We start from the raw sequence: 19,563 nt of genomic DNA on the forward strand, positions 1-19,563 counted from the left end.
AGATGAAATACCGCTTGGGCGACGCCCGTGTCGAAACCCACCCGCAGAGCTGGGTCGCCCCCAATGCCGTGTTGGTGGGCAAGGTCAAACTGGAGGAGGGCGCCAACGTCTGGTTCAACGCCGTGCTGCGCGGCGACAACGAACTGATCCTGATCGGCAAGAACAGCAACGTCCAGGACGGCACCGTGATGCACACCGACATGGGCTATCCGCTGACCATCGGCACCGGCGTGACCATTGGCCACAACGCCATGCTCCACGGCTGCACCGTTGGCGATTACAGCCTGATCGGCATCAACGCGGTGATTCTCAACGGCGCGAAGATCGGCAAGAACTGCATCATTGGCGCCAACTCGCTGATTGGTGAGGGCAAGGAAATTCCGGATGGTTCGCTGGTGATGGGCTCGCCGGGCAAGGTTGTGCGTGAGTTGACCGAGCCGCAGAAGAAGATGCTCGAAGCGAGCGCTGCGCACTATGTGCATAACTCCCAGCGTTATGCGCGTGATCTGGTCGAGCAGGAAGAATGACTACTGTCGAAAGACCGGTCGCCTCGCCTTGCGTGAATATTTGCGCGCTGGACGAAGACGATATTTGCACCGGTTGCCAGCGCACGGTCGCGGAGATCACCCGCTGGGGCCGCATGAGCAATGACGAGCGACGCGTGGTGCTGGGGTTGTGTCATGAGCGGGCGAAGGCGAGCGGGTTGGTGTGGATGGTGCCTTCGAAATCGTGATCAACTCGGGAATGCCCTCACCCTAGCCCTCTCCCAGAGGGAGAGGGGACTGACCGAGTTGATAGTTTGAGCTACATCGACCTGAACGATTGAGTTGAGCTCAAGTTTTCAAAGCCCCCGATCTGCTCGCTTTCCCTCTGGTCTGAAGGGGGAGGGGATGACCGGGTTGATGGTTCGGTCCGTACCGACCTGCGGTCTCGAGTCGAACTCGGGATTCGATCATACGAAGATCTGCTCCCTTTCCCCCTCGCCCCCCTGGGGGGAGAGGGCTGGGGTGAGGGGGTGGCTCTTGATCTACGGGTCCAGTAACCTGTGCGCCAAACTGACAGGTCGCCCCCATGATTTTCCTCATTGCCTACATCAGCAGCGTCGTGCTGATCAACTTTGCCTTCTCCACCGCGCCCCACCTGGACATCATCTGGTCGGCCTGGGGCGGCCTGGTATTCGTGCTGCGTGACATGGTGCAAACCCGCTTCGGCCACGGCGCCATCGTGGCGATGCTGGCGGCGCTGGTGTTGTCGTATGTCACCTCCGATCCGTCCATCGCCCTGGCCAGTGCCACGGCGTTTGCGGTGTCCGAGATCATCGACTGGCTGGTCTTCAGCATCACCAAGCGGCCGTTGCGCGATCGTTTGTGGATCAGTTCGGCGCTGAGCATTCCTCTCGATACCTTCATTTTCTTCGGCATGATCGATCTGATGACGCCGCCGGTGATCATCACCGCCCTGGCCTCGAAATTCGCCGGCGTTACCGCCGTCTGGCTGATCATGGCCTGGCGCGAACGCAAACAGGCCGTCGCCAGCTGAAGCCAAACCTTCGGGTTCATGTAAAATGCCGCGCTTTCGCCCCATGGAAAGTGCGCATGGCGACGCTTTCCTCGATGATCCGCTTCTTTGAGGACCTGAGATGACCCGTATCGGAACTCCATTGTCGCCAACCGCGACCCGCGTATTGCTGTGTGGCTGTGGTGAGTTGGGCAAGGAAGTGGTAATCGAACTGCAACGTCTGGGCGTTGAAGTGATCGCCGTTGACCGTTACGCCAATGCGCCGGCCATGCAGGTTGCCCATCGCAGCCACGTGATCAACATGCTCGACGGCGCCGCGCTGCGTGCCGTCATCGAAGCCGAGAAGCCGCACTTTATCGTGCCGGAAATCGAAGCCATCGCCACCGCCACTCTGGTCGAGCTGGAAGCCGAAGGCTTCACCGTGATCCCGACCGCCCGTGCTGCGCAGTTGACCATGAACCGCGAAGGCATCCGTCGTCTGGCTGCCGAAGAGCTGGATCTGCCGACCTCGCCGTACCACTTTGCCGACACCTTCGAGGACTACAGCAAAGCCGTGCAGGATCTGGGCTTCCCTTGCGTCGTCAAGCCAGTGATGAGTTCGTCGGGCAAGGGTCAGAGCCTGCTGCGCAGCGCCGATGACGTGCAGAAAGCCTGGGATTACGCACAAGAGGGCGGTCGCGCCGGCAAAGGTCGGGTGATCATCGAAGGCTTCATCGATTTCGACTACGAAATCACCTTGCTGACCGTGCGTCATATTGGTGGTACCACGTTCTGTGCGCCAGTCGGTCATCGTCAGGAGAAGGGTGACTATCAGGAATCCTGGCAGCCACAAGCCATGAGCCCGATTGCACTGGCGGAATCCGAGCGTGTTGCCAAAGCCGTGACTGAAGCGCTGGGCGGTCGTGGTCTGTTCGGCGTCGAGTTGTTCATCAAGGGCGATCAGGTGTGGTTCAGCGAAGTATCGCCGCGCCCGCACGACACCGGTCTGGTGACGCTGATTTCGCAGGACTTGTCGCAGTTCGCCCTGCACGCACGCGCCATTCTTGGTCTGCCGGTGCCGCTGATCCGTCAGTTCGGGCCATCGGCTTCGGCAGTGATTCTGGTGGAAGGGCAGTCGACCCAAACGGCATTCGCCAACCTTGGTGCGGCGTTGAGCGAACCGGACACGGCATTGCGTCTGTTCGGCAAGCCGGAGGTGAATGGCCAGCGTCGCATGGGTGTGGCGCTGGCGCGGGATGAGTCGATCGAAGCGGCTCGTGCCAAAGCGACCCGTGCTGTTCAGGCTGTCGTTGTAGAGCTGTAAACCGAGTCGCGTCTATCGCGGGCAAGCCCGCTCCTACAATTGGAATGCGTTCCCCTGTAGGAGTGAGCCTGCTCGCGATAGCGATCTATCAGGCAACCTGATTCAGATCGTTGCCACGCGTTTCCTTCAGGCACAGCACCGCAATCAAACTCAGCACCGCCGCCGCCGACACATACCCGCCGACATAACTCAAACCACCCATCGCCACCAGTTTCTGCGCGAAAAACGGCGCCGCCGAGGCCCCGACAATGCCGCCGAGGTTGTACGCCGCCGATGCGCCGGTATAACGCACATGAGTGGGAAACAACTCCGGCAACAACGCCCCCATCGGCGCAAACGTCACGCCCATCAAGAACAACTCGATACACAGAAACAGCGCCACGCCCCAGGTCGAACCCTGCGTCAGCAATGGCTCCATCAGAAACCCGGACAGAATCGCCAGCACGCCGCCGATGATCAACACCGGTTTGCGCCCGTAACGGTCACTGGCCCAGGCTGACAACGGCGTGGCTGCCGCCATGAACAACACGGCAAAACACAGCAGACCGAGGAACGTCTCACGGCTGTAGCCGAGCGTGGATACGCCATAGCTCAGGGAAAACACCGTCGAGATATAGAACAGCGCATAACATACGACCATCGCCGCAGCGCCCAGCAGCGTCGGTGCCCAGTATTGACTGAACAGCTCGACCAACGGCACTTTCACCCTTTCGTGGCGGGCGATGGCGTTGGCGAATACCGGGGTTTCATGGAGTTTCAGGCGTACGTACAGACCCACCATCACCAGTGCCGCACTGAGCAGAAACGGGATCCGCCAGCCCCAGCTACGGAATTGTTCGTCGGTGAGGGTCATGGCCAAGGTCAGAAACAGACCATTGGCGGCGAGAAAACCAATCGAAGGGCCAAGCTGCGGAAACATACCGAACCACGCGCGTTTGCCTTTCGGCGCGTTTTCCGTGGCCAGCAGGGCGGCACCGCCCCATTCGCCACCCAATCCCAGCCCCTGCCCGAAGCGCAGCACGCACAGCAGAATCGGTGCCCACGCGCCAATCGTGGCGTAACCCGGCAGCACGCCGATCAGCGTCGTACACACGCCCATCAACAGCAAGGATGCGACCAGTGTCGATTTACGCCCGATACGGTCACCGAAGTGGCCGAACAGCGCCGAGCCCAGCGGCCGGGCAAGAAAAGCGATGCCGAAAGTGAGGAACGCCGAGAGCATCTGCGCGGTGCCGGAGGTCTGCGGAAAGAACACCGGCCCGATCACCAGCGCGGCGGCCGTGGCATACACATAGAAATCGTAGAACTCGATGGCGGTGCCGATAAAACTCGCGGTCGCCACGCGGGTGGCGGAATTGGTCGGTTGGGCAGGCGCGGTGTCGCTGTAAGCGGTACTGGTCGTCATGCGGTGATCCCTGACAGTCATGAGCTCCGTTGGAGCGAATTATTATGGTCGAACACCCAGGGATGTGGGATGAGGCGCGAGCGCTGTTTCGAGTAGGAACAGTCGCCGGTTTGTTGCGGAAAAAGGCCGAGATCCGAATCGTGCTGGATAAGCACATGGACCGGCTGCGCTTGGGTAAGCGCCTCGATTATAGGAAGGGGGCTAACAAATGAACAAGAGGGCTGGCAGAGCCAATGAAACCTGAGGTCAGTAGAGATTCTGTGGCGAGGGAGCTTGCTCCCGCTGGGTTGCGAAGCGACCCCAGCACATTTGCGGACGCTGCACGCCCGAGCGGGAGCAGGCTCCCTCGCCACAACTACGCTTAGATCTTGGCAGGCACCGAAGAGGTATGCCAGATCAACACCTTGCTCACCCGGTTCTCCTCAGTTTCGAGGATTTCCAATCGATAACGGCCGATCTTCAGGCAAACCGCGCTTTCCGGGATGGTCTCCAGCGCTTCGGTCACCAAGCCATTCAGTGTCTTCGGCCCGTCGCTTGGCAAGTGCCAGCCCAGGCATTTATTCAGCTCACGGATTGATGCCGCGCCATCAATCACCATGCGCCCATCGGCCTGTGTGTGAATGTGCGGGTTGTCGAGGCTGTGCTCGCTTTCGAACTCGCCGACGATCTCTTCAAGAATGTCTTCCAGGGTGACGATGCCCAACACTTCGCCGTACTCGTCCACCACCATGCCCAACCGGCGCTGCTGCTTGTGGAAGTTCAGCAGTTGCAGTTGCAACGGCGTGCTTTCCGGCACGAAGTACGGCTCGTAGCTGGCGGCCAGCAGCGCTTCACGGGTCAGACTGTCGTTGTTCAGCAGATGGCGGATCTGCCGGGTATTGAGCACCGCTTCGACCTGGTTGATGTCGCTGTGGAACACCGGCAGGCGCGTGCGTTTGTTGTGGCGCAGTTGTTCGATGATGTCTTCGATCGGGTCATCAAGGTTGATGCCGTCGACGTCGCTGCGCGGGACCAGAATGTCGTTGACGGTGATGTTGTCCAGCGCATGGATGCCTGACACCGGGTGCGTACGTGTCGGATGTTCGGGATCATCGGGATGATCCGCCGCCAGGTCGTCCTCGCTTTGCTGCACCACTTGGGCTTTGCGCGCAAAAGGTCGAGTCAGCAAACCGCTGATACGGCTGAGCAGCCAGGCCAATGGGTAAACCGCTTTCAACGGCACCGCCAGCAAGGTATTGCCGAAAGAAAGCACGGCGTCCGGATAGCGTTTGGCGAGCGAGCGTGGGAAGTAATCGGCGAAGACCAGCAAGATCACGCCGGCACTGAGGCACGCGGCCCACGGGCCGTTTTCTTCGCAAAGGAAAATCGCCAGCAGCGTGGCGATGATCACTGCCAGTGCCCGGCACAAGGTATTGCACAGGATCAGGCTGTCGAGCGGGAAGCTCAGCCTGGCCAGCGGCTTATCGCTGGCGCGTGAGGCGGTGCGCTGCGCGAGCAGGTGTTGCTGCGCGATTTCGACGGCGGTAAACAGCCCCGACCATAAAATCAGCAGGGCAAATATTGCGAGCATCGGCCCTATGGGCAAACCGTCCATTTATGCCGCCCGTCAGATGTGCAGGATGTATTCACGAACCAGTTTGCTGCCGAAATAAGCCAACATCAGCAGGCAGAAACCGGCGAGGGTCCAGCGAATCGCCTTGTGGCCGCGCCAGCCCAGACGATTGCGGCCCCACAACAGCACGCTGAACACCACCCAGGCCAGGCACGCCAGCAGGGTTTTGTGTACCAGATGCTGAGCGAACAGGTTTTCGACGAACAGCCAGCCGGAAATCAGCGACAGTGACAGCAGCGTCCAGCCGGCCCAAAGGAAACCGAACAGCAGGCTTTCCATGGTTTGCAGCGGCGGGAAGTTCTTGATCAGGCCGGACGGGTGCTTGTGCTTGAGCTGGTGGTCTTGCACCAGCAGCAGCAAAGCCTGGAACACCGCGATGGTGAACATGCCGTAGGCGAGGATCGACAAGAGAATGTGGGCGAGGATGCCCGGCTCTTCATCGATGATCTGCACCGTGCCGGTCGGCGCGAACTGCGCCAGCAACACGGTGACTGCGCCCAGCGGAAACAGCAGCACCAGCAGGTTCTCCACCGGAATCCGTGAGCAGGCGATCAGCGTCAGGGCGATCACCGCTGCGGCGATCAGGCTGGAGGCGCTGAAGAAATCCAGGCCCAGACCGATCGGGGTCAGCAAATGCGTGAGCAGGCTGGCGCTGTGGGCGACCACGGCGAGGACGCCAAGCATAACCAGCAGGCGCTTGTTCGCCTTGGCGCCGGTGGCCAGACGAGTGCTCTGATAAAGAGTCGCAGCGGCGTATAGAAGGGCGGCGGCGAGAGTGGTAAGCAAACTGGGTGACAAGGGGAGCATAAATCCTGTTAGGCAAGCCCGAAAGGGGCTGAGTTTGGCATAGAACCGCCATGGCACGAAAGACTCAGGAAGCTGACAGCGAGGTGTCCGCCAGCCGCAGTCTTCGCTATAATCCGCGACCTGCCCACGCCGCAGGCTCGCCGAGCACATGTTGATTCCGGTCTGGGCCGCCATTATCCCGGTCTACACAGGGCCTGAAAGGATCGCGCAATGTTTGAAAACTTAACCGACCGTCTCTCGCAGACGCTGCGCCATGTCACCGGCAAGGCGAAGCTGACCGAGGACAATATCAAAGACACCCTGCGTGAAGTGCGCATGGCGTTGCTCGAAGCCGACGTCGCCCTACCGGTGGTCAAGGACTTCGTCAATTCGGTCAAGGAGCGCGCTGTCGGCACCGAGGTGTCGCGCAGCCTGACGCCGGGCCAGGCGTTCGTGAAGATCGTCCAGGCCGAACTCGAAAGCCTGATGGGCGCGGCCAACGAAGACTTGAACCTGAGCGCTGTGCCGCCAGCGGTCATTCTGATGGCCGGTCTGCAGGGTGCGGGTAAAACCACCACCGCCGGCAAACTTGCGCGTTTCCTGAAAGAGCGCAAGAAGAAGTCGGTCATGGTGGTGTCGGCGGACGTTTATCGCCCGGCAGCTATTAAACAGCTGGAAACCCTGGCCAACGACATCGGCGTGACGTTCTTCCCGTCCGACCTGAGCCAGAAGCCGGTGGACATCGCCACCGCGGCTATTAAAGAAGCAAAACTGAAATTCATCGACGTGGTCATCGTCGACACCGCCGGTCGTCTGCACATCGACGAAGAGATGATGGGCGAGATCAAGGCGTTGCACGCCGCGATCAACCCGGTCGAAACCCTGTTCGTGGTCGACGCCATGACCGGTCAGGACGCCGCCAACACGGCCAAGGCCTTCGGCGATGCACTGCCGTTGACCGGTGTGATCCTGACCAAGGTCGACGGCGATGCCCGTGGCGGCGCCGCTCTTTCGGTGCGTGCCATCACTGGCAAGCCGATCAAGTTCATCGGTATGGGCGAGAAGAGCGAAGCGCTCGATCCGTTCCACCCTGAGCGTATCGCTTCGCGGATTCTCGGCATGGGCGACGTGCTCAGCCTGATCGAACAGGCTGAAGCGACCCTCGACAAGGACAAGGCCGACAAACTGGCCAAGAAGCTGAAGAAGGGCAAGGGCTTCGACCTCGAAGACTTCCGCGATCAGCTGCAACAAATGAAGAACATGGGCGGCCTCGGCGGGCTCATGGACAAACTGCCGAGCATCGGTGGCGTCAACCTGTCGCAAATGGGCAATGCCCAGAACGCCGCAGAGAAACAATTCAAACAGATGGAAGCCATCATCAATTCCATGACCCCGGCCGAGCGCCGCGACCCTGAGCTGATCAGCGGTTCGCGCAAGCGCCGGATCGCCATGGGTTCCGGCACGCAGGTGCAGGATATCGGTCGCTTGATCAAGCAGCACAAGCAGATGCAGAAGATGATGAAGAAATTCACCGCCAAAGGCGGAATGGCGAAAATGATGCGCGGCATGGGCGGTATGTTGCCCGGCGGCGGCATGCCAAAGATGTGAGGTGTCCCGTCTCACCCATTCTGCTCACTTATGGCGGCGCCTGATGCCCTCATGCTGCGTTGCCGCTCCTCGCCATAGCGGGCTATGACTCGTCGCGGCGCCTTGCTTGAGGGCATCAGTCACTCGCCAAAAGTGAGCGAAATGGGTGACACAGGACACTAAGACTTCGCCGGTCGTCGCACCGGCGCAGACCCCGCAAGGATGCGGGATCAACAGCAAACCCGCACTCGGCGGGAGCTGACTGGCCGTTTTCATCGACGGCTCTCTATGCAAATCTGCACGGCATGCCATAGGCGCCGGAAAAAGTCATTTGCAAAAGTCCGGATATTCCTTAGAATATGCGGCCTTTCGGGCACCCATGCCCGCTGTGCATTTAGATTTGCAGCACCGACTACAGGAACGATGTTCACATGCTAACAATCCGTCTTGCCCTTGGCGGCTCCAAAAAGCGCCCGTTTTACCACCTGACCGTAACCGACTCGCGTAACCCGCGTGACGGCTCCCACAAAGAACAGGTTGGTTTCTTCAACCCTGTTGCCCGTGGTCAGGAAATCCGTCTGTCCGTGAACCAAGAGCGCGTAGCCTACTGGCTGAGCGTTGGTGCACAGCCTTCTGAGCGTGTTGCTCAGTTGCTGAAGGAATCTGCAAAGGCTGCGGCCTGAGCAATATGAACGCGACGCCTGCTGTTGCCGATGATTTGATCGTTATTGGCAAAATTTATTCTGTTCATGGCGTTCGCGGCGAAGTGAAGGTTTATTCCTTTACTGATCCGACTGAAAACCTGTTGCAGTACAAAACCTGGACGCTCAAGCGCGAAGGCAATGTCAAACAGGTCGAGCTGGTCAGTGGACGCGGGAGCGACAAGTTCCTGGTCGCAAAGCTCAAGGGTCTTGATGATCGTGAAGAAGCTCGTCTTCTGGCCGGTTATGAGATCTGCGTGCCGCGTAATCTGTTCGCTGAATTGACCGAAGGTGAGTACTACTGGTACCAACTGGAAGGTCTGAAGGTCATCGACACCCTTGGGCAATTGCTCGGGAAAATCGATCATCTTCTGGAAACCGGCGCCAATGATGTAATGGTAGTCAAGCCTTGCGCTGGCAGCCTGGATGATCGCGAACGCCTGTTGCCCTATACGGAGCAATGCGTGTTGGCCGTCGACCTGGCAGCGGGCGAGATGAAGGTGGATTGGGACGCGGACTTCTAAGCGTGGCTAACTTGCGCGTAGAAGTGATCAGTTTGTTTCCCGAGATGTTTTCCGCCATCGGCGACTACGGCATCACCAGTCGAGCGGTCAAACAGGGGCTCTTGCAGCTGACCTGTTGGAATCCGCGGGATTACACGACGGATCGGCATCACACTGTGGACGATCGCCCGTTTGGCGGTGGTCCGGGCATGGTGATGAAGATCAAGCCCCTGGAAGATGCTCTGGTTCAGGCCAAGGCAGCAGCCGGGGAGGCGGCGAAGGTGATTTACCTGTCCCCCCAAGGCCGTCAACTGAATCAGTCGGCGGTACGCGAGTTGGCGAAATCGGATGCATTGATCCTGATTGCCGGCCGCTATGAAGGCATTGACGAGCGCTTTATTGAGGCTCATGTCGATGAAGAGTGGTCAATTGGTGACTATGTGTTGTCTGGCGGTGAGCTGCCGGCCATGGTCCTGATCGATGCGGTTACACGACTGCTGCCTGGAGCTTTAGGGCATGCGGATTCCGCTGAGGAAGATTCCTTTACGGATGGTCTGCTGGATTGCCCGCACTACACCCGACCTGAGGTGTATGCGGATCAGCGTGTTCCCGACGTGTTGCTAAGTGGCAATCACGCGCATATCCGGCGTTGGCGTTTACAGCAGTCCCTTGGTAGGACCTTTGAACGACGCGCCGATCTTCTGGAAAGCCGCTCGCTTTCTGGAGAAGAGAAGAAGCTGCTCGAGGAATACATCCGCGAGCGGGACGATAGTTAACAACGTATCGATGGTAGATCAGTTGATTTACCTTAGGAGCACAGCATGACCAACAAAATCATCCTTGCACTCGAAGCAGAGCAGATGACCAAAGAAATCCCTACCTTTGCCCCAGGCGACACTATTGTCGTTCAGGTGAAAGTGAAGGAAGGCGATCGTTCCCGTCTGCAAGCGTTCGAAGGCGTTGTAATCGCCAAGCGTAACCGCGGCGTGAACAGTGCGTTCACCGTTCGTAAAATCTCCAACGGTGTTGGCGTAGAACGTACTTTCCAGACCTACTCCCCGCAGATCGACAGCATGGCTGTTAAACGTCGCGGTGACGTACGTAAAGCCAAGCTGTACTACCTGCGCGACCTGTCGGGTAAAGCAGCTCGCATCAAGGAAAAACTGGCTTAAGTCCAGCTTCCGATGCAGAAAAAAGCAGCCTACGGGCTGCTTTTTTGTTGCCTGCAATTTGTCCACAGCCATTTCGTTTCAGGCCAGAACCATGACCACCCGTGACCAGGAAATCGAACGCCGTACCGAACTCTCGGTAACCCGCGTAACCAAAGCCGTCTTCCCGCCGACCACCAACCACCACAACACCCTGTTCGGCGGCACTGCGCTGGCGTGGATGGACGAAGTGTCGTTCATCACCGCCACGCGTTTTTGCCGTTTGCCGCTGGTGACGGTTTCGACTGATCGCATCGACTTCAACCACGCCATCCCGGCCGGCTCGATCGTCGAACTGGTAGGGAAAGTGATCAAGGTCGGCAACACCAGCCTCAAGGTCGAGGTGGAAGTGTTTGTGGAAAGCATGAGTTGTGATGGGCGCGAAAAGGCGATCCATGGGCAGTTCAGCTTTGTTGCCATCGATGATGACAAGCGACCGGTGCCGGTGCTCCCGGGTTTTGCGGCCTGATCTGAAACCGCGTCGCGACCATCGCTGGCAAGCCAGCTCCCACAGGTTTTGTGTCGTTCACAACTTTTATGCACGACACGGACACTGTGGGAGCGGGCTTGCCCGCGATTGGATTTAAGAGGCGCCGCTGGCCTCCGGCTGAATCAACGCCAGCAACGTCCACCCAGATCCCGGCTTCAACGTGGTCTCAGGCGTCACCACATGCACCCAACCACTGTCATCACGCATGAACAGCAGGGTCGCCCGATTGCCATGCAATGCCCGGTAATCCTCCCAGCCAAACCCTTCCGTCAATGCTGTGCTGTACAGCTCGGCGCCCTGGCCCATCTGGCTGGCCAGTTTCGCGTAGGTCAACGCCTCACTGCCCAACTGATTGCCACGATGCTCAAGGCTCGCGCGATGTTTGTCGCTGCGGCGGCTTTCATGACCGCTGGCCAAACCAAACAAACGATGATGTCCGAAGTCATGACGAAAGCGCATCGCCGCCAAGGTGTTTAGTTCGCCGGACGGTGACAACGCCAGCAAATGCCCCAACCCGACCAGATCCAAATGCGCATCGGCATGTTGCGAAGCCGGGTTGCCGAAGTAGGTCGGTAGCCCTTCCATACGCGCCGCGCGAATATTTTCCCAGCTCGAATCGGTCAGCAAAACCCGGCTGCCCAGTTGTTGCAACGACTTGCCAAGCAAGCGCGAAGGCGCATTGGCGCCGACGATCAGGAAGCCACTCGGCGCCGGTTCCGCGACTTTGAGCAGGCGTGCCAACGGGCGTGCTGTAGCGCTTTGCAGCACCACGGTGCCGATGATCACCGCAAAGGTCAGTGGCACCAGCAGCAACGCACCTTCATGGCCGGCCTCATCCAGGCGAATGGCAAAAATTGCCGACACTGCGGCCGCGACAATCCCTCGTGGTGCGATCCAGCACAAAAGTGCGCGCTCACGCCAACTCAGGCTGGAGCCCGCCGTGCTCATCACAACGTTCAGTGGCCGGGCGATCAATTGAATCACCAACAACAAAATCAGCACCAGCGGACCCAGTCCAATCAAGGCGTTCAAGTCGAGGCGCGCCGCCAACAGAATGAACAGTCCGGAGATCAGCAGCACGCTGAGGTTTTCCTTGAAGTGCAGGATGTGCCGCACATCCACGCCTTTCATGTTGGCCAGCCACATGCCCATCAGCGTCACCGCCAACAATCCCGACTCATGCATGACCTCGTTGGAGGCAATGAAAATCCCCAGTACCGCCGCCAGCGAGGCGAGGTTATGCAGGTACTCCGGCAGCCACTGCCGGCGGATCACCGTCCCTAATAACCATCCACCGACAATCCCGAACGCCGCGCCACACAGAATCACCCCGCCGAAGGTCAACAGACTCTGCTTGAAACCATGGCCCTCAGCGCTGGCAATGATGAAGCTGTAGACCACGACGGCGAGGAGGGCGCCGATCGGGTCAATGACAATGCCTTCCCATCGCAGAATATTGGCGATAGAGGCTTTCGGCCGCACTACCCGCAGCATCGGCACGATCACTGTCGGGCCAGTCACCAGCGTCAGGCTGCCGAAAAGGATGGCCAGCATCCAGTCAAAGCCGAGCAAATAATGGGTGGCGACCGCGATGACGATCCAGGTTGAGATAGCTCCAATCGTCACCAGTCGATGAACAACGCTGCCAATCTCTTTCCATTCCGACAGATGCAGCGTCAGGCTGCCTTCGAACAGAATCAGCGCTACCGCCAGCGACACCAGCGGCATCAGCAACGGCCCGAACATTTCCTGTGGATCGAGCCAGCCCAGTACCGGGCCGGCCAGAATGCCGGTCAGCAACAAAAACAGAATCGCCGGCAATTTCAGGCGCCAGGCCAGCCACTGGCAACCCAGCGCCGCCACACCAATCCCGCCAAATGCCAATAGGATTTGCTGCTCGTTCATTGATGCTCCCTGTTCCTTGAAATAGCGGGCTATGAAAGACTAGCGGCCATTCCTACAGTTCACTCTACATTTGCGCACAGCCCCGAGGTTGTGTGTCTTGAGCGCCCATGCCTGCCATCGACCATCCCCTGATTGACCAATTCCTCGACGCCCTGTGGCTGGAAAAAGGCCTGTCCGATAACACCCGAGGCGCCTATCGCAGTGATCTGGCGCTGTTCAACGGCTGGTTGCAGGAGAAAAACCTGGAGCTGATCAATGCTGGGCGCGAATTGATCCTCGATCACTTGGCCTGGCGTCTGGAGCAGAACTACAAACCACGTTCCACCGCGAGATTTCTTTCGGGTGTGCGTGGGTTTTATCGGTATTTGTTGCGGGAAAAGCTGATCACCGTAGATCCGACGTTGCGTGTCGACATGCCGCAGCTGGGCAGGCCGCTGCCCAAATCCCTGTCGGAAGCTGATGTGGAAGCGCTGCTCAAGGCGCCGGATCTGAGCGAAGCCATCGGCCAGCGTGATCGTGCCATGCTTGAAGTGCTGTATGCCTGCGGTCTGCGCGTGACCGAGCTGGTGAGCCTGACCCTGGAGCAGGTCAACCTGCGTCAGGGCGTGCTGCGGGTGATGGGCAAGGGCAGCAAGGAACGGCTGGTGCCGATGGGCGAGGAGGCGATTGTCTGGATCGAGCGCTATATGCGCGATGGCCGCGGCGAATTGCTCGGCGGCCGTCCCAGCGATGTGCTGTTCCCCAGTCAGCGCGGCGAGCAGATGACGCGCCAAACGTTTTGGCACCGGATCAAGCATTGGGCCAAGGTCGCCGGGATCGGCAAGTCGCTGTCGCCGCATACCTTGCGCCATGCGTTTGCCACGCACCTGCTTAACCATGGCGCCGACTTGCGCGTGGTGCAGATGCTGCTGGGGCACAGTGACCTTTCGACCACCCAGATCTATACCCATGTCGCCCGCGCCCGATTGCAAGACCTGCACGCCAAACATCACCCGCGCGGTTGATGCACCCTTCAATGTTGGAATAATTACCTGTGGTGAGGGGATTTATCCCCGATGGGCTGGGCAGCAGCCCCAGGCTCGGCTTGTTCGGTTTTTCTGATAGACCGGGGTGGACGGTTTCAGGGCTGCTTCGCAACCCATCGGGGATAAATCCCCTCGCCACAATAATGTGTGTCAGCTGCACATGTATGAGGGTGTGGCAGGTGCACATGAATCTGTGGCGACAGGCGCATTCGGCCACCGTGACCTTATGTGTTAGGCTTTGCCGGTTTGCACGATGGACGGTTATGACCCGGTGTTCCGGCACGGGCGTTCTGACCGATCCATTTGTCCGCCTTCAGGAGTTCTCATGCGTCTGACCCAGATTTTCGCCGCCGCAGCCATTGCGTTGGTCAGCACCTTTGCCGTCGCCGATGACGCGGCCGACAAAGCGATTCGTCAAAGCCTGGAAAAACTCGAACTCGAGGTTCCGGTAGAAAGCATCAATGCCAGCCCGTTGCCGGGCATGTACGAAGTCAAGCTCAAGGGCAGCCGCGTGCTGTACGCCAGCGCTGACGGTCAGTACATCGTTCAGGGTTACCTGTTCCAGCTCAAGGACGGCAAACCGGTCAACCTGACCGAGAAAGCCGAGCGCGTCGGCATCTCCAAACTGATCAACGCCATCCCGGTGGCCGAAACCGTGGTCTATCCGGCCGTGGGCGAGACCAAATCGTTCATCACCGTGTTCACCGACACCACCTGCCCGTACTGCCACAAACTGCACGCCGAAGTGCCTGAGCTGAACAAGCGCGGCATTGAAGTGCGCTATGTAGCGTTCCCGCGCCAGGGCCTCGGCTCGCCGGGTGACGAGCAGTTGCAAGCCGTGTGGTGCTCGAAAGACAAGAAAGCCGCCATGGACAAAATGGTCGATGGCAAGGAAATCAAGGCCGCCAAGTGCGATAACCCGGTTTCCAAACAGTTCGCCCTCGGTCAGTCGATCGGTGTGAACGGCACACCGGCCATCGTTTTGGCTGACGGACAAGTCATTCCGGGCTACCAGCCTGCGCCACAAGTCGCCAAACTGGCGCTGGGCGCGAAGTAATTCGCATCGTCACGGTCAGCCTTGACGATCATGGTCCGGCAGCCACATCGCCGGGCCATTAATTGAGAGCCGCGAGCATGCGGTTGTTTTCCGGCCGACCCAGCGTCGGCCGTTTTATGGGGAGTTCACAGTGAATCCGGTCAAAGTAGGCATCTGTGGGTTAGGGACCGTCGGTGGCGGTACCTTCAACGTACTTCAGCGCAACGCCGAGGAAATTGCTCGTCGTGCCGGGCGTGGGATCGAAGTGGCACAAATTGCCATGCGCACGCCAAAGCCTCAGTTCCAGACGACCGGTATTGCGATTACCAACGATGTCTTCGAAGTGGCCACGAACCCTGAGATCGACATCGTCATAGAGCTGATGGGCGGCTACACCGTTGCCCGCGAGCTGGTACTCAAGGCCATCGAGAATGGCAAGCATGTGGTCACCGCGAACAAGGCTCTGATTGCCGTTCACGGTAATGAAATTTTCGCCAAGGCCCGCGAGAAAGGCGTGATTGTGGCGTTTGAAGCGGCCGTGGCCGGCGGCATTCCGGTGATCAAGGCGATCCGTGAAGGCCTGTCCGCCAACCGCATCAACTGGGTCGCCGGGATCATCAACGGCACCGGCAACTTCATCCTCACCGAAATGCGTGAGAAGGGCCGTACCTTCGAAGACGTGCTGGCCGAGGCGCAGGCTCTGGGTTACGCCGAAGCCGATCCGACCTTCGACGTTGAAGGCATCGACGCGGCGCACAAGCTGACGATTCTGGCCTCCATTGCGTTCGGTATTCCGCTGCAATTCGACAAGGCTTACACCGAAGGCATCACCAAACTGACCACCGCCGACGTCAACTACGCCGAAGCGCTGGGCTACCGCATCAAGCACCTCGGTGTGGCCCGCAGCACCGCTACCGGCATCGAGCTGCGCGTACACCCGACGCTGATCCCGGCCGATCGTCTGATCGCCAACGTCAACGGCGTGATGAACGCGGTAATGGTTAACGGCGATGCTGCCGGTTCGACGCTGTTCTACGGCGCTGGCGCTGGCATGGAGCCAACCGCATCTTCGGTGATCGCCGATCTGGTGGACGTGGTTCGCGCCATGACCTCCGACCCGGAAAACCGCGTACCGCACCTGGCCTTCCAGCCGGACTCGCTGTCGGCCCATCCGATCCTGCCGATCGAAGCCTGCGAAAGCGCTTACTACCTGCGCATTCAGGCCAAGGACCATCCGGGCGTACTGGCTCAGGTGGCGAGCATCCTTTCGGAGCGTGGCATCAACATCGAGTCGATCATGCAGAAGGAAGTCGAGGAACACGACGGTCTGGTGCCGATGATCCTGCTGACCCACCGTGTGGTCGAGCAGCGCATCAACGATGCCATCGCCGCCCTCGAAGCCCTGGCTGGCGTGAACGGTCCGGTTGTACGGATCCGCGTCGAACACTTGAATTAACACCAGCGGCAAGTTTCAAGCTTCAAGCTGCAAGTAAAAGCACAGCCGCTTTTCACTTGTAGCTTGCAGCTCAAAGCTTGTAGCTCAAACCGAAGGTTTGAAATCATGCGTTACATCAGTACCCGCGGCCAGGCACCGGCCCTGAATTTCGAAGACGTCCTGCTGGCCGGTCTCGCCACCGACGGCGGTCTGTACGTCCCGGAAAACCTGCCACGTTTCACCCAGGAAGAAATCGCTTCCTGGGCCGGCCTGCCGTATCACGAGCTGGCCTTCCGCGTCATGCGCCCATTTGTTACCGGCAGCATCCCTGACGCCGACTTCAAAAAGATCCTCGAAGAAACCTACGGCGTGTTCTCGCACAGCGCCGTCGCGCCGTTGCGTCAACTGAACGGTAACGAGTGGGTGCTGGAGCTGTTCCACGGCCCGACCCTGGCGTTCAAGGACTTCGCCCTGCAACTGCTCGGTCGCCTGCTCGATTACGTGCTGGAAAAGCGCGGCGAGCGGGTGGTCATCGTCGGCGCCACTTCCGGTGATACCGGCTCGGCTGCCATCGAAGGCTGCAAACACTGCGAAAACGTCGACATCTTCATCCTGCACCCGCACAACCGCGTGTCCGAAGTGCAGCGTCGGCAGATGACCACGATTTTCGGCGAGAACATCCACAACATCGCCATCGAAGGCAACTTCGATGACTGCCAGGAAATGGTCAAGGCGAGCTTCGCCGACCAGAGCTTCCTCAAAGGCACACGTCTGGTGGCGGTGAATTCGATCAACTGGGCGCGGATCATGGCCCAGATCGTCTACTACTTCCACGCAGCCTTGCAGTTGGGCGGCCCGGCACGCTCGGTGTCGTTCTCGGTACCGACCGGCAACTTCGGCGACATCTTCGCCGGTTACCTGGCGCGCAACATGGGCCTGCCGATCAACCAGTTGATCGTCGCCACCAACCGCAACGACATCCTGCACCGTTTCATGAGCGGCAATCAGTACGTCAAGGAAACCTTGCACGCCACGCTGTCGCCGTCGATGGACATCATGGTTTCGTCGAACTTCGAACGTCTGCTGTTCGACCTGCACGGTCGCAACGGTGCGGCGATTGCCGGTCTGATGGACTCGTTCAAGAAGGACGGCAGCTTCAGCGTCGAGCAAGAGCGCTGGACTGAAGCGCGCAAACTGTTCGACTCGCTGGCCGTGGACGATGCGCAAACCTGCGAGACCATCGCCGAAGTCTACGAGCAGTGCGGTGAAGTGCTGGATCCGCACACCGCCATTGGCGTCAAGGCTGCGCGCGAGTGCCGCCGTAGCCTGGACATCCCGATGGTGATCCTGGGGACTGCTCACCCGGTGAAATTCCCCGACGCGGTGGAAAAAGCCGGTGTAGGAAAAGCTCTCGAACTACCTGCACATCTTTCTGATTTGTTTGAGCGAAACGAGCGCTGCACCGTTCTGCCAAACGAGCTGAAAGCCGTGCAAGCCTTTGTCAGCCAGCATGGCAACCGCGGCAAGCCACTTTAAGCCTGCCAAAGCTGTCACATTTTGAAGCCCGTCTCCTGACGGGCTTTTTTGTTTCTGCTGCCACACTGCTCGGGTTTTCACCCATGAAGGACGGGTGAGTCGATCACGAAGGATGTGGCAATGCTGTTTTATAGAGGTTTCAAACCAGCACTGGGCTGGTTGTTAGTGTTGGGAATGCTCGCGGGTATGGGCAGCAGTGTGGCGGCGCAACTGGCGCTGCGTGACGATGTGCGGACACAACATGTTCAGCCGGTCGAACTCGATGAGCATGAGCGTCAATGGATTCGCGATAACCCTAAGGTGACGGTGGCGTCGGTGCAGTACCCGCTGTATCTGTTTCAGGATGAGCACGCGCAGTGGAGCGGTTTGAACAATGATGTGCTCAAGCAAATCAGTGCCATGACCGGTCTGCAGTTTGTGCACCATGAATCGTTTTCCACCGATCACATGCTCGAGCGCCTCGAGAGTGGGGCAGCAGACATCAGTACCACTCTGGCGATGAGTGACGAGCGCAAGGTGTTTCTCGATTTCAGCCATGCCTTTGGCGGTGCAGGCTGGGTGTTTGTCGGGCGCGCGGGGGCGCCCTCGGTAGATTCGCTGGAACAACTGGCCAAGCGTGTAGTGGTGCTGCCAGCCCGGCACGCACTCGAAGATCTTATCCGTCGTGATCACCCGTCGATCGAAATTCGCTCGGTGAAAACCTACGCCGAGGCGCGGGCATTGGTCGAGAGTGGCGAGGCTTACGCCACGATCGAAAACGAAATCGGTGCGCAGCTTTATCCGTTGGGGCTGCTCAAGGTCGGCGGGCTGGTGGAAGGCAAGTGGGAGGCTGATCATCTGGCGGTGCGCAAGGGCATGCCTGAGCTTTTGAGCATTCTCAACAAGGCACTGGAGGCGTTTCCCGCTGCCGAGCTACGTGCCATTCGCCTGAAATGGCTGGAGGGCATCTCACCGCCTCCCGCGCCTTCGCTCTGGCAACGGCTGGTTGGTTGGGGCTGTTGGGCAATGGCAATGCTTGGCGTGTTCGGCCTGCTGTCGCTGGTGTGGAATCGTCGCCTGGCCGCAGTGATCAAGCTGCGCGGTGCTGCCGAGCAAAGCCTGGGCGATCAATTGGCCTTTCAGCACGCGCTGATCGATTCCATGCCTGATCCGGTATTCGTCCGGGATCTGCAAGGACGCCTGGTCATGTGCAACCGCAGTTATGAGGAGGCGCTTTCAGTACGCCAGGATCAAGTGCAGGGGCGGCTGCTGATCGAGATCGAAGCGCTGCCCGAGGCCACGGCCTTGATGCTGCATGAAGAGTTCATGGTGCAGTTGCGCACGCGTACCTCACGCTTCAGTAAACGGCAATTGCAATTCAAGAGTGGCCCGCGCGAGGTCTACCAGTGGACGGTGCCGTTCTACAGTGTCGACGGCAAGTTGCGCGGACTGCTGGGGGGCTGGACGGATATTACCCAGCGTCGGACGGAGAGTGGTTGCCGTTGTCCGCATTGAAGTTGGGAAATGTCCTATA

General features: G+C 59.2%; 19 protein-coding genes. 15 read left to right on the top strand and 4 right to left on the bottom strand.

Annotated features, from left to right (window positions below; all coding sequences use genetic code 11):
* Positions 1-2 precede the first annotated feature (2 nt).
* From KI231_RS05380 to purT, 4 genes are all read left to right on the top strand, one after another.
* Positions 3-527 (top strand): gamma carbonic anhydrase family protein, encoded by a 525-nt coding sequence (locus KI231_RS05380; protein ID WP_007954617.1) that lies wholly within the window; start codon positions 3-5, stop codon positions 525-527.
* Entirely contained in the window at positions 524-733 is a 210-nt protein-coding gene (locus KI231_RS05385) for a DUF1289 domain-containing protein (protein ID WP_103306391.1), read from the top strand. The genes KI231_RS05380 and KI231_RS05385 overlap by 4 nt, the downstream gene beginning before the upstream one ends.
* A 338-nt stretch (positions 734-1,071) precedes the next feature.
* Positions 1,072-1,539, top strand: coding sequence for a VUT family protein (locus KI231_RS05390; protein WP_025112183.1), 468 nt, complete (start codon positions 1,072-1,074; stop codon positions 1,537-1,539).
* A 100-nt stretch (positions 1,540-1,639) separates the two neighbouring features.
* Positions 1,640-2,821: a formate-dependent phosphoribosylglycinamide formyltransferase gene (gene purT, locus KI231_RS05395; protein WP_213027648.1), complete on the top strand. Its 1,182-nt coding sequence runs from the start codon at positions 1,640-1,642 to the stop codon at positions 2,819-2,821.
* Between the two features lie 88 nt (positions 2,822-2,909).
* Here the strand turns inward: purT and KI231_RS05400 are convergent, their stop codons facing one another.
* From KI231_RS05400 to KI231_RS05410, 3 genes are all read right to left on the bottom strand, one after another.
* Positions 2,910-4,226 carry an MFS transporter gene (locus tag KI231_RS05400; protein WP_213027649.1) on the bottom strand — a complete coding sequence of 439 codons (1,317 nt, stop codon included), beginning with the start codon at positions 4,224-4,226 and terminating at the stop codon, positions 2,910-2,912.
* A 361-nt stretch (positions 4,227-4,587) separates the two neighbouring features.
* Positions 4,588-5,820 carry a transporter associated domain-containing protein gene (locus tag KI231_RS05405; RefSeq protein WP_103306393.1) on the bottom strand — a complete coding sequence of 411 codons (1,233 nt, stop codon included), beginning with the start codon at positions 5,818-5,820 and terminating at the stop codon, positions 4,588-4,590.
* A gap of 12 nt (positions 5,821-5,832) precedes the next feature.
* On the bottom strand, positions 5,833-6,645 hold the full coding sequence (locus tag KI231_RS05410; RefSeq protein ID WP_213027650.1) for a cytochrome C assembly family protein: 813 nt from the start codon (positions 6,643-6,645) through the stop codon (positions 5,833-5,835).
* 210 nt (positions 6,646-6,855) lie between these two features.
* On the opposite strand from KI231_RS05410, the gene ffh reads away from it, so the two are divergent.
* The 6 genes from ffh to KI231_RS05440 all read left to right on the top strand — a co-directional run bounded on the left by ffh (position 6,856) and on the right by KI231_RS05440 (position 11,092).
* The gene (ffh, locus tag KI231_RS05415) at positions 6,856-8,232 is read left to right on the top strand and encodes a signal recognition particle protein (RefSeq protein ID WP_008081630.1); all 1,377 of its coding nucleotides are present in this window, start codon (positions 6,856-6,858) and stop codon (positions 8,230-8,232) included.
* A 410-nt stretch (positions 8,233-8,642) separates the two neighbouring features.
* A complete protein-coding gene (rpsP, locus tag KI231_RS05420) occupies positions 8,643-8,894 on the top strand; it encodes a 30S ribosomal protein S16 (RefSeq protein WP_003185073.1) in 252 nt (83 codons plus the stop codon).
* A 5-nt stretch (positions 8,895-8,899) separates the two neighbouring features.
* Positions 8,900-9,436 carry a ribosome maturation factor RimM gene (gene rimM, locus KI231_RS05425; RefSeq protein WP_085688896.1) on the top strand — a complete coding sequence of 179 codons (537 nt, stop codon included), beginning with the start codon at positions 8,900-8,902 and terminating at the stop codon, positions 9,434-9,436.
* 2 nt (positions 9,437-9,438) lie between these two features.
* The gene (trmD, locus tag KI231_RS05430; RefSeq protein WP_201235080.1) at positions 9,439-10,191 is read left to right on the top strand and encodes a tRNA (guanosine(37)-N1)-methyltransferase TrmD; all 753 of its coding nucleotides are present in this window, start codon (positions 9,439-9,441) and stop codon (positions 10,189-10,191) included.
* Positions 10,192-10,236: 45 nt separating this feature from the next.
* Positions 10,237-10,587 carry a 50S ribosomal protein L19 gene (rplS, locus tag KI231_RS05435; protein ID WP_003175895.1) on the top strand — a complete coding sequence of 117 codons (351 nt, stop codon included), beginning with the start codon at positions 10,237-10,239 and terminating at the stop codon, positions 10,585-10,587.
* 91 nt (positions 10,588-10,678) lie between these two features.
* Positions 10,679-11,092, top strand: a complete 414-nt coding sequence (locus KI231_RS05440; protein ID WP_038357747.1) for an acyl-CoA thioesterase — start codon at positions 10,679-10,681, stop codon at positions 11,090-11,092.
* Positions 11,093-11,206: 114 nt separating this feature from the next.
* Here KI231_RS05440 and KI231_RS05445 read toward each other — a convergent pair whose 3' ends face one another.
* Entirely contained in the window at positions 11,207-13,018 is a 1,812-nt protein-coding gene (locus KI231_RS05445) for a cation:proton antiporter (protein WP_213027651.1), read from the bottom strand.
* Between the two features lie 107 nt (positions 13,019-13,125).
* Between KI231_RS05445 and xerD the strand changes: the two genes are divergently transcribed.
* From xerD to KI231_RS05470, 5 genes are all read left to right on the top strand, one after another.
* The gene (xerD, locus tag KI231_RS05450) at positions 13,126-14,022 is read left to right on the top strand and encodes a site-specific tyrosine recombinase XerD (RefSeq protein ID WP_213027652.1); all 897 of its coding nucleotides are present in this window, start codon (positions 13,126-13,128) and stop codon (positions 14,020-14,022) included.
* A gap of 346 nt (positions 14,023-14,368) precedes the next feature.
* Positions 14,369-15,100, top strand: coding sequence for a bifunctional protein-disulfide isomerase/oxidoreductase DsbC (gene dsbC, locus KI231_RS05455; RefSeq protein ID WP_103306398.1), 732 nt, complete (start codon positions 14,369-14,371; stop codon positions 15,098-15,100).
* 130 nt (positions 15,101-15,230) lie between these two features.
* Positions 15,231-16,535, top strand: coding sequence for a homoserine dehydrogenase (locus KI231_RS05460; protein WP_103306399.1), 1,305 nt, complete (start codon positions 15,231-15,233; stop codon positions 16,533-16,535).
* Between the two features lie 105 nt (positions 16,536-16,640).
* The gene (thrC, locus tag KI231_RS05465) at positions 16,641-18,050 is read left to right on the top strand and encodes a threonine synthase (protein WP_103306400.1); all 1,410 of its coding nucleotides are present in this window, start codon (positions 16,641-16,643) and stop codon (positions 18,048-18,050) included.
* Positions 18,051-18,170: 120 nt separating this feature from the next.
* The gene (locus tag KI231_RS05470) at positions 18,171-19,544 is read left to right on the top strand and encodes a transporter substrate-binding domain-containing protein (RefSeq protein ID WP_213027653.1); all 1,374 of its coding nucleotides are present in this window, start codon (positions 18,171-18,173) and stop codon (positions 19,542-19,544) included.
* The last annotated feature ends 19 nt before the right edge of the window (positions 19,545-19,563 follow it).

Source organism: Pseudomonas sp. Seg1, assembly GCF_018326005.1.
Classification (GTDB): Bacteria; Pseudomonadota; Gammaproteobacteria; order Pseudomonadales; family Pseudomonadaceae; genus Aquipseudomonas.

Bases quoted from the DNA above. Each gene is read 5' to 3' on its own strand.
- KI231_RS05380 (WP_007954617.1), top strand. From the start codon at position 3: ATGAAATACCGCTTGGGCGACGCCCGTGTCGAAACCCACCCGCAGAGC.
- KI231_RS05385 (WP_103306391.1), top strand. From the start codon at position 524: ATGACTACTGTCGAAAGACCGGTCGCCTCGCCTTGCGTGAATATTTGC.
- KI231_RS05390 (WP_025112183.1), top strand. From the start codon at position 1,072: ATGATTTTCCTCATTGCCTACATCAGCAGCGTCGTGCTGATCAACTTT.
- purT (WP_213027648.1), top strand. From the start codon at position 1,640: ATGACCCGTATCGGAACTCCATTGTCGCCAACCGCGACCCGCGTATTG.
- KI231_RS05400 (WP_213027649.1), bottom strand. From the start codon at position 4,226: ATGACGACCAGTACCGCTTACAGCGACACCGCGCCTGCCCAACCGACC.
- KI231_RS05405 (WP_103306393.1), bottom strand. From the start codon at position 5,820: ATGGACGGTTTGCCCATAGGGCCGATGCTCGCAATATTTGCCCTGCTG.
- KI231_RS05410 (WP_213027650.1), bottom strand. From the start codon at position 6,645: ATGCTCCCCTTGTCACCCAGTTTGCTTACCACTCTCGCCGCCGCCCTT.
- ffh (WP_008081630.1), top strand. From the start codon at position 6,856: ATGTTTGAAAACTTAACCGACCGTCTCTCGCAGACGCTGCGCCATGTC.
- rpsP (WP_003185073.1), top strand. From the start codon at position 8,643: ATGCTAACAATCCGTCTTGCCCTTGGCGGCTCCAAAAAGCGCCCGTTT.
- rimM (WP_085688896.1), top strand. From the start codon at position 8,900: ATGAACGCGACGCCTGCTGTTGCCGATGATTTGATCGTTATTGGCAAA.
- rplS (WP_003175895.1), top strand. From the start codon at position 10,237: ATGACCAACAAAATCATCCTTGCACTCGAAGCAGAGCAGATGACCAAA.
- KI231_RS05440 (WP_038357747.1), top strand. From the start codon at position 10,679: ATGACCACCCGTGACCAGGAAATCGAACGCCGTACCGAACTCTCGGTA.
- KI231_RS05445 (WP_213027651.1), bottom strand. From the start codon at position 13,018: ATGAACGAGCAGCAAATCCTATTGGCATTTGGCGGGATTGGTGTGGCG.
- xerD (WP_213027652.1), top strand. From the start codon at position 13,126: ATGCCTGCCATCGACCATCCCCTGATTGACCAATTCCTCGACGCCCTG.
- dsbC (WP_103306398.1), top strand. From the start codon at position 14,369: ATGCGTCTGACCCAGATTTTCGCCGCCGCAGCCATTGCGTTGGTCAGC.
- thrC (WP_103306400.1), top strand. From the start codon at position 16,641: ATGCGTTACATCAGTACCCGCGGCCAGGCACCGGCCCTGAATTTCGAA.
- KI231_RS05470 (WP_213027653.1), top strand. From the start codon at position 18,171: ATGCTGTTTTATAGAGGTTTCAAACCAGCACTGGGCTGGTTGTTAGTG.